Origin of the sequence: Dactylosporangium sp. NPDC048998, from assembly GCF_043197855.1 — a bacterium.
GTDB lineage: Bacteria > Actinomycetota > Actinomycetes > Mycobacteriales > Micromonosporaceae > Dactylosporangium.
In genome coordinates, this window is the sequence record NZ_JBICTV010000009.1 from 51,165 (window position 1) to 64,641 (window position 13,477).

Consider the following 13,477-nt stretch of genomic DNA (forward strand, 5'->3'; position numbering starts at 1 on the left):
GCAATGCATTGTGACAATGCAAGGGGTACGCTCTGGGCATGCCGATCCATCACGCGGTGCTCTCGCTGCTGTCGAACGGGCCGAGCTACGGCTACGAGCTCAAGGGCGCCTTCGAGACGGCGGTCGGCCCCCAGTGGGGCCCGCTGAACATCGGCCACCTCTATCAGATCCTCGACCGGCTGTCCCGCGACGGCATGGTGATCTCCCAGCGGCACGCCCAGGCGGTGAAGCCCGACCGGGTGGTCTACGAGATCACCGACGGCGGCCGGGAGGAGCTGCGGCGCTGGCTGGGCGAGGCGTCCCCGCGCAGCGGCGGCTTCCGGGACGACTTCTTCCTCAAGGTGACTGCCGCGGCCCGGTCGGGGGATCCGGACACGGTCCGCACCGTGCTCAGCCAGCAGCGCACCCATCTCATGCGCGAGCTGCGCAACCTGGACGGCCTGCGGCGCAAGGCCACCGACCCGGTGGTGGTCCTGCTGCTGTCGGCGGCGAGCCGGCACGTGGAGGCCGACCTGTCCTTCGTCGACGACGCGGATCGGGCGCTGCTGCGCACGGAAGGCGCGCTGCCCGCGCCCCCGGTCCGCCAGGCCCCGGTGTCCAGGGACCTCTCCGCGAGCGCGTAGCCCGGCGTTCGGCTGGGCCGAGGCGGTGGGTCAGCGCGGCAGCAGCGTCTCCAGGCGCAGGCCGGGGATCTCGTACGGCTCGTCGAGGAGCTGAGCGGCCGCCAGCCTCGCCAGGGCGGGGGCGGTCTGGATGCCGGTGCCGCCCAGGGCCGCGAACCAGTAGATCCCCTCGTGCCGCGGGTCCGGGCCGACGATCGGGTTGCGATCGGGTGCGAAGGTGCGCAGGCCCGCCCAGCTGGTCCGGACCCGCTGCAGGCGCAGCGTGGTGGCGGTCGTCGCGCGCTCCACCGCCAGGCTGACGTCCCGCGGCACGGCCACAGCGTCGGTCGGCGGGGACGGGGTCTCGTCGGCGGGGGAGACCAGCAGGCCGCCGCGCTCGGGGCGGAAATAGAAGTGTTCGCCCACGTCCATGACGAGGGGCCAGGACGGGCCGATGCGCTCGGCGGAGACGATCGCCACGGTGCGGCGCAGGTTGGTCAGGCCGGCCGGGGTCACGCCGAGGCGGCCGGCCACGGCGTCGGCCCACGGGCCGGCCGCGTTCACGATGCGGCCGGCGTGCAGCTCGCCGCGGTCGGTGGTCAGCCGCCAGCCGGAGCCGTCCGGATCGCGGGTGCCGGTCTCGAGGCCGATCGCGGTGCGCAGCACGGCGCCGGCGGCGGTGGCGCGGTCGCGGTACTGCTGCTGCAGCGCGTCCACGTCGATGTCCTGGGCGGTGCGCTCGACCGCGGCCCGGGCCACCACCGATTCGCGCAGCACGGGGCACATGGTCTGCGCGGCGGCCGGGTCGACCGCCCGCAGCGCCGGGTTGCCCGTCAGCAGCCGGTTGAGGCGGTCGAGGTGCTCCTCGTCGGCGACCCACACGATCGGCCGGGTGCGCAGCAGCGGCGTGCCCGACTCGGCGCCGAGCGCGTCGAGGATCGTGCGCGACGCGCGGGTGACGGCGCGCATCTGCGGGCTGCCGAGGCTCTCGGAGAAGGTGGCGATGGAGCGGCCCGTCGTGTGGTACGCGAACTGGTTCTCCCGCTCGAGCAGCACGATGCGCAGCTCCGGCCGGGCGCCGCCCGACCGCTCGACCAACCGGCCATCCAGCTCGGCGAGTTCGGCGGCGAGGGCCAGGCCGGCGATGCCCCCGCCGATGATCGCCACGTCTGCGCGTTCGATACCCCGATTGTCGCAGGGAATGAAGCGCGCCGAGCCGGGTAACGGCGGCCGGTGCAAACCTCAGGCAACTTCGCCGCGCTGGCCGACGGCTGGCGCGACGCCGCAGTGCTCGTCGTCGGGGACGCGCTGCTCGACGGCTGGCTCTGCGGAACCCCCACCCGGCTGAGCCGTGAGGCCCCGGTACCCGTGATCGCGCTCGACACCACCCGCGAGGTGTGCGGCGGCGCGGCGAACACCGCGGCGAACTTCGCCGCCCTCGGCGCGCGGACCACGCTCATCGGCGCGGTCGGCGACGACGACGCCGGCGCCCGCCTGCGCACCTGCGTGTGGGACAGCGGCGTGGCCGACCGCCTGGTGACCGCGGTCGGGCGGCACACGGTCACCAAGCGGCGCGTGGTCGCCGACGAGTACGTCCTGGTCCGCTTCGACGACGGCGACACCGGCCCGCTGAGCCCGATCGCCGCCGAGACGCTCGTGCGCCGGCTCGACGAGACGCTGCGGGCCGACCCGCGCCCGGACGCGGTGGTCGTCTGCGACCACGGCATCGGCGCACTCGGGCGGGAGGTCCGCGCGCTGCTGGCCGCCCGCCGCCTCGACATGCCGCTGCTCGCCGTCGACGCGCACGACCTCGCGCCGTGGGCGGCGGTCGGTGCCGACCTGGTGACGCCGAACCGGGACGAGGCGAGCCGGGTGCTGGGCCGCGAGCCGGGCCACGCCGTCAAGGGCTCCGCCGCCGAGTTCGACCGGGAGCGGGACCGCGGTCAGCTGCTGCGGCGCACCGGGGCGGCCGTCGTCGCGGTGACGCTCGACGTGGAGGGATCGGTCGTCATGAGCCTCGACGGCGAGACGGTCGGCACCGCCGCGCCGCCGGCCCCGGTCGCCCACGCGACCGGCGCCGGTGGCGCCTATCTCGCCGGGTTTGTGCTGGCCCGGCTCGCCGGCGCCGGGCTGGCCGAGGCGGCGGACGTGGCGCAGCGCTGCGCCTCGATGGCGATCCGGGGCGTCGGCACGGCCGTGGTTCCGGAGAAAATGGGTGTACTGCAGCGGGAGCCCGCCTGATCCTTTAGGGATGTCCCCCGTTGAGCCCACCGCCGCGGTGCCCGTCAGCAGCTGGATCGACGACGGCGACGGCGTGATCGATGTGCTCGACGTGCTGGCCCTGTCCGCGTTCGTCAGCGGCCGGCAGCCGCACGCGCGCACCCGCCGCCTGACCAACCTGCGCAAGGACGCCACGCTGCTGCCCGACGGCGCCGCCGTGCTGCGCGAGGCGATCGACGACCAGGACCGCTCGACGCTGGCGGCCGGGGACGGCTGGACCCTGCGCGCCACGCGCTGGCACCACAGCCGCAACGCCACCGTGACGGTCACCGCGGTTGACGCCGAGCTCGCCGACCGGATCCTGGCCGGCGCGGTCGACGGCGCCGAGGAGGCGGAGCCGCCGGCCGACGACACCGTGCCCATCGGCTTCTGGCACGCCGCCCAGCACGGCCCGCGGCGGCGGGAGCGGCGCATCACCGCGCCGGACTGGACGGAGATCCGCGCCAACTACGCGGCGAAGACCGCCGAGGCCATCGACCGGCTCATGGCGCTGGACGCCGAGCACGTCGCCGGGCGGCTCCTGCTGCTGCACGGGCCGCCCGGCACCGGCAAGACCACGCTGCTGCGCGCCCTGGCCCGGCGGTGGCGGGACTGGTGCCAGGTCGACTGCGTGCTGGACCCCGAGCGGCTCTTCGCGGAGCCCGCGTACCTCATGGACACCGCCCTCGGCACGGACGGCGACGACCAGGGCAAGCGCCGCTGGCGGCTGCTGCTGCTCGAGGACTGCGACGAGCTGATCCGCGGCGAGGCCAAGCAGGCCACCGGCCAGGCCCTGTCCCGCCTGCTCAACCTCACCGACGGGCTGCTCGGGCAGGGTCGCGACGTGCTGGTGGCGGTCACGACCAACGAGGATCTGGCCAGGCTCCATCCCGCGGTCGTACGCCCCGGCCGCTGCCTCGCGCAGCTGCACGTGGCCCCGCTGCCGTTCGACGAGGCGGCCGCCTGGCTGGAGGCCGCCGTAGGCACGTCCGCCGGGATCGGGCCCGACGGCGCGACCCTCGCCGAACTCTACGAGCTGCGCGACGGCGGCCCGCGGGTCAGCGTGCCCGCCGACGATCCTCCGGGTGTCGGACTGTACCTGTGAGCCGGCCTGAGCCGGCCCGAGCCGGCTTGAGTCAGCCCAGCGTGATCTCGGCGTGCGGCCCGTCGTCGGCGCAGCTCACGATCACGCGCACCTCCCGGCCGTCGGCCTTGAACGTGACCCCGGACTGCGGGGCCGGCGCCCGGTCCGCGCTCGCGATGCGGAATCCGATCGCCGGGCTGAGGTACTGCACCCGCACCTGGCCCTTGTCGCACCCGGCCAGGATGTTGCCGCCGGGCGTGCGCAGGATCGTGGGTGATCCCGGCGACGGCGACGGCGAGGCCGGCGGGCTCACGCCGGGCGCGGGTCGCGTGGCCTTGATCAATGCGTCGCGGGTCGTATTGACCCGGTAGAGGCTGAACGCGCTGAGCGCCGCCGCGCAGATGGTCCAGGCCGTGATCGCCAGCACCCAACGTGCAACCCGCATGCCGCCGGGTTTGCCCTGGGACGGGTCGCCCACACCGGGCAAAGGGCGAGATAGGGGACGAGACCGGTTTCGACCGCTCACTGCCTTGCTGGTGACTTCACGCCCTCCGTGTCCGTATCATGCCCCGAGGCGCCTTCCCTCCTGCCCCGCGACCCCAGCGAGGAACCGACCGCATGAAGAGTCCTTCGTGGAGAATCCGCACCTGGTCGATCCGCGCGAAGATCATCACGCTGTTGGTGCCGCCGCTGGCCTCGCTCGTGATCATGTGGGTGTTCGCGACGACGCTGACCGCCGGCGCCGCGGGCGAGCTGTTCGACAGCCAGACGTACTACGCGCTGAGCGGTAAGCCCTCCGAGAACGTGATCGTCGAGCTGCAGCGCGAGCGCAAGCTGACGCAGGTGTACCTCGCCATCGGGCGCCCGGATGGCGGACCCGAGGTCACGGCGCTCAACGACCAGCGGGGCAAGGTCGACGGGGTGCTCGCCGACTTCCGCCAGCGGGCCGACGACTCCGCCCTGCAGGACGCGATCCCCGAGCTGGCCCGCGGCCGGCTGCAGGATGTGGTCGCCGCGTTCGACGGGCTCGCCGCCGACCGCACCGCCATCTCGCTCGGGCAGGAGGACCGCGCCCGGGCGATGGAGGCGTACAACCGCCCGATCGACGCGATCTACCGCTGGTACAACGCCCTGCCCGGCATCAGCGACGCCGAGCTGACCCGCAACGCCCGCACGGTCATCGCCACCAGCCGCGGCCGCGAGCTGCTCGCCCGCGAGGACGCGCTGATCAACGGCGCCGCGGCGGCCGGCAAGTTCCAGAAGACCGAGTCGGCCGACCTGATCGCGGTCATCGGCGCCAAGCGCAACGCCTACGCCGAGGCGGTCGTCGAGCTGCCCGCCGAGGGCCGGGAGATCTGGGATCCGATCGCCGCCAGCGACTCCTACCGGCGGGTGCAGGAGTTCGAGAACAAGATCATGTCGGACGCGCGGCCCAACGCGGCGCTGCCGATCGACGTGAGCGCCTGGCGCGAGGCCTACGACAAGCTCGTCGAGCAGCTGCGCTACCTCGACCTGCGCTTCGGCGAGGTGATCGTGGCCAACGCCGGCCCGGTCGGCACCGCGATCGTGCTGCGCGTGGTCGCCGCCGGCGTGCTCGGCCTCATCGCGGTGCTGGTCTCGATCCTGCTGTCGATCCGGATCGGGCGCTCGCTGGTCCGCCGCCTGGTCGGCCTGCGCCAGGAGGCGCAGGACCTCGCCGACGTGCGCCTGCCCGATCTGCTCGCCCGGCTGCGCAAGGGCGAGCAGATCGACGTGGTGGCCGCGGCGCCCCCGCTGGAGTACGGCTGGGACGAGATCGGCAAGGTGGGCAACGCGTTCAGCGCCGTGCAGCGCACCGCCGTCCAGTCCGCGGCGCACGAGGCCCAGCTGCGGCAGGGGCTCAATGAGGTCTTCCTCAACATCGCGCGACGCAGCCAGACGCTGCTGCACCGCCAGCTGGGCCTGCTGGACCGCATGGAGCGGCGCACTACCGACCCGGAGGAGCTGGAGGACCTCTTCCGCGTCGACCACCTTGCCACCCGCATGCGCCGCCACGCCGAGGACCTGGTCATCCTGGCCGGCGCCGCGCCCGGGCGGGGCTGGCGCAACCCGGTGCCGATGGTCGACGTGATCCGGGGCGCGGTCTCCGAGGTGGAGGACTACGCGCGGGTCGGGTTCCTCGCCCTGCCGGAGGCGTCGCTGGTCGGCCGGGCCGTCGCCGACGTCATCCACCTGCTCGCCGAGGTTATCGAGAACGCCACCGCCTACTCGCCGCCGCACACCCGGGTGCAGATCAGCGGGCAGCTGGTCCCGAACGGATACGCGATCGAGATCGAGGACCGCGGCCTGGGCATGGCGTCCGAGGCGATCGAGGAGGCCAACCAGCGGCTGCTGAAGCCGCCGGAGTTCGACCCGGCCAACAGCGCCCGGCTGGGCCTGTTCGTCGTGGCGCTGCTCGCCGCGCGGCACGGTGTGCGGGTCACGCTGCGCGCCTCGCCGTACGGCGGCATCACCGCGGTCGTGCTCGTCCCGCCGCACCTGATCAGCGGCGCGACGCACGAGCTCACCGCGTCGACGCCCGCGGAGGAGCACCAGGCGGCCGCCGAGGCGATTCTCGAGCTGGAGCCCGCGGACGTGGTACGCCCGACGCTCGCCGACGTCGGATCGTCGCCACACCTGTCGTTGGTCCCCGATGCGATCGTGGTTTCCGATGCGGTCGTGGTCCCCGAGCCGCCAGCGGCCGAGCCGGTCGCCGTGCCGGAGGCGGCCGCTGCGCCGCCCGCGATACCGGCGCAGCGGCAACCGCACGACGCGCGGACCGAGGAGCCCACGTTCACCGACGACGGGCTGCCGCGCCGCCGCCGCCAGGCGAGCCTCGCACCGCAGCTGCGCGAGCGGGCCGAGGACGAGCTGACCGTGGACGGCATCCCGGCGGCGCAGTTCGCAACCACCGCGGTCGGCGGGCGCTCGCCCGAGCAGGCCCGCGCCATGATGTCGTCGCTGCAGGCCGGGTTCACCCGCGGCCGGCGCGACGCCGGGCAGATCCCGCTCGGCGACGAAACGGCCACGAACACACCGGAAAGGGACGCATAGGTGACGCACTCGACGAGCAGGACCGGCAACCTCGACTGGCTTCTCGACGACCTCGTCGAGCGGGTCGAGTCGGCGGAGCACGCCGTGGTGCTCTCCGCCGATGGGCTGCTCATGGGCGCGTCCAGCGGGCTCGGGCGCGACGACGCCGAGCACCTCTCGGCCGTGGCCTCCGGGTTTCAGAGCCTGGCGCGCAGCGCCGGGCGGCAGTTCAACGGCGGCGCCGTCCGCCAGACCATCGTGGAGATGGACAACGCGTTCCTGTTCGTCACCGCCGCCGGACAGGGTGCGTGCTTAGCGGTACTCAGCGCCGCCGACTCCGACATCGGCGTGATCGCCTACGAGATGGCGATGCTGGTGACCAGGGTCGGGCAGTACCTCACCGCGCCGTCACGACCGGGCCTTTCCCTCGATGCCACAGGGTGAACACGACTGGCTGGACTCCGACGCCGGCCCGGTGGTGCGCCCCTACGCCGTGACGGGCGGCCGGGCCAGGCCCGCCGTCGGCGCCTTCGACCTGGTCGCGTTCGTGGTGAGCAGGGTCGACGGCTCGGGCGAACTGCACCTGCTGCCCGAGCAGCGCGCGATCCTGGCGCGCACCAGCGAGCCGGTGTCCGTCGCCGAGCTCGCCTCTCACCTCGATCTCGCGCTCGGCGTTGTGCGCGTGCTGCTGGGCGATCTGCTCCAGCAGGGGCTCATCGAGATGCACGAACCGGAGTACCAACAGTCCGTCGGGCCGCAGCGGCCCGACGATCGCATCCTCAAGGCGGTTGTCAATGGCCTCCGAGCGCTCTGACGGTCACGTCCCCCTCGCGGTGAAGATCCTCATCGCGGGCGGGTTCGGCGTCGGCAAGACCACGCTCGTCAGCGTGGTGAGCGAGATCCGTCCCCTGCAGACGGAGGAGGTGCTCACCAACGCCGGCGTCGGCATCGACGACGTGCACGGCGTCGAGGCCAAGCAAACCACCACGGTCGCGATGGACTTCGGCCGGATCAGCATCAACCAGGACATCGTCCTCTACCTCTTCGGTACCCCGGGCCAGGACCGCTTCTGGTTCCTATGGGACGAGCTGGCCCTGGGCGCGCTCGGCGCCGTGGTGCTGGCCGACACCCGGCGGCTGGACGACTGCTTCCCGTCGGTGGACTACTTCGAGCGGCGCAACACCCCGTTCCTGGTCGCCGTGAACTGCTTCGACGGCGTGCAGAAGCACAGCATCGATCAGGTCGCCAAGGCGCTGGACCTCAACCCGGAGGTGCCGATCGTGCTCTGCGACGCCCGCGACCGCCGCTCGGTCAAGGACGTGCTGATCACGTTAGTGGAGCACGTGATGACGCTCAAACAGGTGGCGGCCTAGGTCCCTCGCCTGGGCGCGGATCTCCGGGACCGCGGTCGTCTCCCACCAGGCCCCGCGGCGGGTCGGGCCGACCGCGAAGAGGTGCTCGACCGGCTCGCCGGCACGGTCGATGAGCCGCCCCCGCCCGTCCACGTCCAGGCCGATGCCGGTGGCGTCGCGCCGGGCCAGGCCGTCGTCGAGCAGCGCCCGCCCGAGCGTGGTGGTCGCCGCGCCGCCCGGGCCCGTGCAGTTCACGATCGCGCCGACCGGGACCGCCGCGTCGCCGACGGTTACCACGAAGCCGCGCTCGCCACGGCGGATCGCGCGGATCTTCCCCGATCGGACCGTCAGGGCGCCGCTGTCGAGCAGGCCCCGGATCTTCTCCGCGACCGGCGGCGCCATGCGGTGGCGGTGGACCTCCCAGTACGCGGCCACGTGGCGCAGCAAGCGTCGCCGGGCGTCGACCGACAGCTGCCACCACAGGCGGTCGATCTGCGGCCGGATCGCGTCCACGGCCGAGCGCCAGTCCGGCTGGGCCGCGGCGTACTCCCGCACCGCGCGCAGCAGCCCGGCCGTGCCGGTGCCGTGGTAGGAGAACCCGTCGTCACCGGCCGGCTGGCGCTCCAGGTGCGGCTGGGGTAGCAGCCCGCGGCGTGAGACGGCGAGCACCGGCGCCGGCCGGCCCCGCCCGTGCAGGGTGAGGGCGACGTCGAGCGCAGTCAGGCCGGTGCCGATCAGCAAGACCGGAAGATCGCCCGGCACCCGGTCCAGCGCGCCCGGGGTCCAGGGGTTTCCCACATAGTAGGGGTGGGTCCGCACCGCCGAGGTGATCGCCAGCGGGCCGGCCGGCGCGCCGTGCCCGAGCGCCAGCACGACCCGGTCGGCGGGGATCTCGCCGCCGCCGCGCAGCAGGACCGTGCCGTCCGGCCGCACCCGGGTCGCGACCGCGCGCACGTGGACGAACGGCACCCGGCGCAGCCGGTCGTGCAGGTAGTCGCCGTAGACGCAGCGTGGCGCGAAGTCCGCCGGGCCGACGGAAAGCCCCTGCTCGCGGCACCACTCGACGAAGTCGTCGGGAGCGTCGGCGAACGCGCTCATCGCCGCCGCGCGCGAGTTGAGCAGGTGGGCGGGGTCCGTGGTGCGGTACGCCGCGCCGCGGCCGAGCCCGTGCGGCGGCGCCGGATCGACGATCACCACGTCCCGCGCCGCGGCCCGCTCCGAGTCGTCGCGGCCGTCGCGCAGGTGGATCGCCGTCAGCGCCCCGCTACAGCCGCCGCCCACCACGACGGTGGTGCCCGTTCGCCCCATCGTCCACCGCCCTTCCGTGAAAATCCTATTTAAGAGATAGGTTTAATGGTACTGCGTGCAGCGCGCCGACGTGTAGCAAGGTGGTCCTCCGGGCATGTCGAGGGCATGTCGTCCCTCTTTCGCACCAAGCCGATCGAGCAGTCGATGCGGGACACCGACGCGCCCGGCCACAGGCTCCGCAAGAACCTCTCCGCCTTCGACCTGACCGTCTTCGGCGTCGGGGTGATCATCGGTACCGGCATCTTCGTGCTCACCGGGCAGCAGGCGGCCCGCAACGCGGGGCCCGCGATCGTGCTGTCGTTCGCGCTCGCCGGCGTCGTGTGCGCGCTCGCGGCGCTGTGCTACGCGGAGTTCGCCTCGACGGTGCCGGTCGCGGGGTCGGCGTACACCTTCTCCTATGCCACCCTCGGCCAGTTCATCGCATGGATCATCGGCTGGGACCTCTGCCTGGAGCTGGCGCTCGGCGCGGCCGTGGTGTCGCGGGGCTGGTCGGCGTACCTGCAGGCGCTCTTCCACCTGCCGACCTGGCTGGCCGGCGACCTGGCCCGGCCCGACCTCGGCGCCGCGTTCATCGTCGCGGCGCTCACCGTCGTGGTCATCCTCGGCGCCAAACTCTCCGGCCGGGTGACCGGCGCGCTGGTGCTCATCAAGGTGGCGGTCGTCCTCTTCGTCATCGGCCTGGGCCTGTTCTTCGTCAAGGCGGCGAACTACACCCCGTTCATCCCGCCGGCACGGCCCGCGACGAAGGAGTCCGGCGGCGACGCGCCGCTGCTGCAGGTGCTCGCCGGCATCACGCCGCAGCACTTCGGCTGGTTCGGCGTCGTCGCGGCGGCGTCGATTGTCTTCTTCGCGTACATCGGCTTCGACGTCGTGGCGACCACCGCCGAGGAGACCCGCCGCCCGCAGCGCGACGTGCCCTGGGGCATCATCGGCTCGCTGGTGATCTGCGGAGTGCTGTACATGGCCGTGTCGTTCGTGGTCACCGGCATGGTCCCCTACGGCGACCTGGACACCGCCGCGCCGCTGGCCAAGGCCTTCGACCTGGCCGGGCAGGGCTGGGCGGCCAGCCTCATCTCCCTCGGCGCGGTCTGCGGCATCACCTCGGTCATCCTGGTGCTGCTGCTGGGCCAGGCCCGGGTCTCCTTCGCGATGGCCCGCGACGGGCTGCTCCCGCCGGTGCTCGCGAGGGTCCACCCCCGCTACGGCACCCCGTGGGTGATGTCCGCGATCACCGGCGCGGTCGTGATGGTGCTCGCCGCGTTCGTGCCGCTGTCCGAACTGTCCGAGCTGACCAGCATCGGCACGCTGTTCGCGTTCGTGGTCGTCTCGATCGGCGTGGCGGTGCTGCGCCGCACCCACCCCGACCTGCCCCGCGCCTTCCGCGCCCCGCTGGTGCCGTGGCTGCCCGTCGTGAGCGTGCTGGCGAGCGTCTGGCTGATGCTCAACCTGCCCGTGATCACCTGGGCGCGGTTCCTCGTCTGGATGGTGGCCGGGCTGGTGCTGTACTTCGCCTACGGCATGCGCCGGGCCAACCTGGCTGCCGAGCGGCCGGACGACCGGTCGGCCCCGGCGACGCCGTCGTCGTCGTAACCCTCGAACCCGCACGGCCGTCTGACGCCGCTAGTGGACTCCAAGTCGTCTGAAAGTGGCACGGAGGAGCCTGGCAGCAGCGATTATCAGGAGGCTGTCATGTCCAAGTTCCTCGGCCGGCTCAGCGGAGCGGCCGCCGCACACCCGTGGCGCACGATCGGCGCGTGGCTGATCGCGCTCGTGGCGTTCACCGCGCTGTCGCTCGGACTCGGCGGCACGCCGCACGACGACTACAACGTCCCGGGCACGCAGTCGCAGGCCGGCACCGAGTTCCTGCGCGCGCACTTCCCGCAGATGTCCGGCGCGGACGCGCGGGTCGTAGTGCACGCCGACCGCGCGCTCGACCCGGCCGCGCTGGAGGCGCTGCGGGGGCGCCTCGCCGAGATGCCGGGCGCGGGCGTCGTCGCGCCGCCGCGCCTGTCGGCCGACGGGGATACCGCGCTCATCGGCGTGCGGTACGACATCCCGGTCACCGACTTCCGCGGCACCGCGGGCATGGACGCGCTGCGCGCCGCGGCCGCGCCGCTGACCCGCGAGGGCGTCCAGGTCGAGTTCGGCGGGCAGGTCGCCGAGAACATCTCCGCGCCGAGCGGCACCGCCGAGGGGGTCGGCATCGTCGCCGCGCTGCTGATCCTGGTGTTCGCGCTGGGCTCGGTCGTCGCGGCCGGCCTGCCGCTCGTCGTCGCGATCGCCGGCCTCGGCGTGGCGACCGCGATCGTCGCGCTGCTGGAGAAGGTCACCGACATCAGCGGTACCGCGCCCACCATCGCCACCATGGTCGGGCTCGGCGTCGGCATCGACTACGCCCTGCTGCTCGTCGCCCGGCACGTCGAGGGCCTGCGCGCCGGCCTGTCCCCGCGCGAGGCGGCGGCCCGGGCCGGCGCCACCGCCGGCGCCTCGGTCGTCGTCGCCGGCCTGACCGTCCTCGTATCGCTGTTCGGCCTGAAGCTGTCGACGCTGCCGGTGTACTCCTCGTTCGGCTACGCCACCTTCGCCGCCGTGGCCGCGGTCATGGCCGCCGCGCTCACCCTCGTGCCGGCGCTGTGCGGCCTCGCCGGGCGCCGCGTGCTCCCGCGCGCGGTCCGCCGCGGCACCGCGGAGGCGACCGCCGGCGGTGCGGCTCATGACGCCGCCGCGCGCCCGGGCCTGACCGCGCGGTGGGCCGCCGGCGTCGGGCGCCGCCCGATCCTCGCGGCGCTCGCGTCGCTGGTCGTGCTCGCCGCGCTGGCCGCGCCGACGCTGGGCATGCGGACCTGGCCGCAGGACGCCGGCAGCCAGCCGACGTCCAACACCACGCGCAAGGCGTACGACCTCGTCTCGGCCGAGTTCGGCCCGGGCGCGAACGGCCCGCTGCTGCTCGCCGTCGACACCACGAAGGTGTCCGATGTGGACGGTCTGGCGGCGCGGCTGCGCGCCGAGCCCGGCGTCGCCGCGGTCGCCCCGCCGGAGGTCAACGGCACCGCCGCCGTCATCGCGGTGGAGCCGAAGACCGGGCCGCAGGACGAGGCGACGACGCGGCTGCTGGACCACCTGCGCGCCGACGTGCTGCCCGACGGGGTGCTCGTCACCGGCCTGGTCGCCGTGTTCGCCGACATCTCCGACCGGCTCGCCGAGCGGCTGTGGATCGTCGTGGCGTTCGTGGTGGCGCTGTCGCTGCTGCTGCTGACCGTGCTCTTCCGGGCCCCGGTGGTGGCGGTGAAGGCCGCGGTGATGAACCTGCTGTCGGTCGCGGCGGCGTACGGCGTGATGACCGCGGTCTTCCAGACCGACGCGGGCGCCCGCGCGGTCGGGCTGCCGCACGAGGTGCCGGTCTCCAGCTGGGTGCCGATCCTGCTCTTCACCGTCCTCTTCGGACTGTCGATGGACTACGAGGTGTTCCTGCTCTCGCGGGTCCGCGAGGACTGGCTCGCCACCGGCGACGCGCAGGGCAGCGTGGTGCGCGGGCTGTCCGCGACCGGGCGGGTCATCAGCAGCGCGGCGGCCATCATGGTCGCGGTGTTCGTGGGCTTCGCCCTCGATCCGGACGTCACGGTGAAGATGACCGGCGTGGGCATGGCCGCGGCTGTCCTCGTCGACGCGACGGTCGTCCGCCTGGTGCTCGTCCCGGCCACGATGGCCCTGCTGGGCCGCGCGAACTGGTGGCTGCCGCGCTGGCTGGACCGGCTCCTGCCGCGCGTGGAGGTCGAGCGCCACGCGCCCGAGCCCGAGCTGGAGCCGGCTGGCCGGTAACG

Annotated in this window: 12 protein-coding genes; 9 read left to right on the forward strand and 3 right to left on the reverse strand. The window is 73.7% G+C overall.

Annotation, left to right across the window (positions count from 1 at the left end):
- Window positions 1-38 precede the first annotated feature (38 nt).
- Entirely contained in the window at window positions 39-623 is a 585-nt protein-coding gene (locus tag ACGFI8_RS21975) for a PadR family transcriptional regulator (RefSeq protein WP_392807436.1), read from the forward strand.
- A 30-nt stretch (window positions 624-653) separates the two neighbouring features.
- Here the strand turns inward: ACGFI8_RS21975 and ACGFI8_RS21980 are convergent, their stop codons facing one another.
- Entirely contained in the window at window positions 654-1,769 is a 1,116-nt protein-coding gene (locus ACGFI8_RS21980; RefSeq protein WP_392807438.1) for an NAD(P)/FAD-dependent oxidoreductase, read from the reverse strand.
- Window positions 1,770-1,835: 66 nt separating this feature from the next.
- On the opposite strand from ACGFI8_RS21980, the gene ACGFI8_RS21985 reads away from it, so the two are divergent.
- Together ACGFI8_RS21985 and ACGFI8_RS21990 are read left to right on the forward strand one after the other, a co-directional pair.
- Window positions 1,836-2,843 (forward strand): bifunctional heptose 7-phosphate kinase/heptose 1-phosphate adenyltransferase, encoded by a 1,008-nt coding sequence (locus ACGFI8_RS21985; protein ID WP_392807439.1) that lies wholly within the window; start codon window positions 1,836-1,838, stop codon window positions 2,841-2,843.
- 10 nt (window positions 2,844-2,853) lie between these two features.
- On the forward strand, window positions 2,854-3,966 hold the full coding sequence (locus tag ACGFI8_RS21990) for a DUF5925 domain-containing protein (RefSeq protein WP_392807441.1): 1,113 nt from the start codon (window positions 2,854-2,856) through the stop codon (window positions 3,964-3,966).
- Between the two features lie 31 nt (window positions 3,967-3,997).
- Here the strand turns inward: ACGFI8_RS21990 and ACGFI8_RS21995 are convergent, their stop codons facing one another.
- A complete protein-coding gene (locus ACGFI8_RS21995) occupies window positions 3,998-4,390 on the reverse strand; it encodes a hypothetical protein (RefSeq protein ID WP_392807443.1) in 393 nt (130 codons plus the stop codon).
- 173 nt (window positions 4,391-4,563) lie between these two features.
- Here ACGFI8_RS21995 and ACGFI8_RS22000 point away from each other — a divergent pair, with 173 nt between their 5' ends.
- From ACGFI8_RS22000 to ACGFI8_RS22015, 4 genes are read left to right on the forward strand one after another with little or no spacing between them, the layout of a single operon-like run.
- Window positions 4,564-7,017 carry a nitrate- and nitrite sensing domain-containing protein gene (locus ACGFI8_RS22000; protein ID WP_392807445.1) on the forward strand — a complete coding sequence of 818 codons (2,454 nt, stop codon included), beginning with the start codon at window positions 4,564-4,566 and terminating at the stop codon, window positions 7,015-7,017.
- Window positions 7,018-7,440, forward strand: coding sequence for a roadblock/LC7 domain-containing protein (locus ACGFI8_RS22005; RefSeq protein WP_392807446.1), 423 nt, complete (start codon window positions 7,018-7,020; stop codon window positions 7,438-7,440).
- Entirely contained in the window at window positions 7,427-7,810 is a 384-nt protein-coding gene (locus ACGFI8_RS22010) for a DUF742 domain-containing protein (protein ID WP_392807448.1), read from the forward strand. The genes ACGFI8_RS22005 and ACGFI8_RS22010 overlap by 14 nt, the downstream gene beginning before the upstream one ends.
- Complete coding sequence (locus tag ACGFI8_RS22015) at window positions 7,791-8,369, forward strand: ATP/GTP-binding protein (protein ID WP_392807451.1); 579 nt, start codon at window positions 7,791-7,793, stop codon at window positions 8,367-8,369. The genes ACGFI8_RS22010 and ACGFI8_RS22015 overlap by 20 nt, the downstream gene beginning before the upstream one ends.
- Here the strand turns inward: ACGFI8_RS22015 and ACGFI8_RS22020 are convergent.
- Complete coding sequence (locus ACGFI8_RS22020; protein ID WP_392807452.1) at window positions 8,328-9,656, reverse strand: FAD/NAD(P)-binding protein; 1,329 nt, start codon at window positions 9,654-9,656, stop codon at window positions 8,328-8,330. The genes ACGFI8_RS22015 and ACGFI8_RS22020 overlap by 42 nt on opposite strands.
- A 105-nt stretch (window positions 9,657-9,761) precedes the next feature.
- On the opposite strand from ACGFI8_RS22020, the gene ACGFI8_RS22025 reads away from it, so the two are divergent.
- Together ACGFI8_RS22025 and ACGFI8_RS22030 are read left to right on the forward strand one after the other, a co-directional pair.
- Window positions 9,762-11,246 carry an amino acid permease gene (locus tag ACGFI8_RS22025; RefSeq protein ID WP_392807453.1) on the forward strand — a complete coding sequence of 495 codons (1,485 nt, stop codon included), beginning with the start codon at window positions 9,762-9,764 and terminating at the stop codon, window positions 11,244-11,246.
- 99 nt (window positions 11,247-11,345) lie between these two features.
- Window positions 11,346-13,475, forward strand: a complete 2,130-nt coding sequence (locus tag ACGFI8_RS22030; RefSeq protein ID WP_392807455.1) for an MMPL family transporter — start codon at window positions 11,346-11,348, stop codon at window positions 13,473-13,475.
- Window positions 13,476-13,477: the final 2 nt, after the last annotated feature.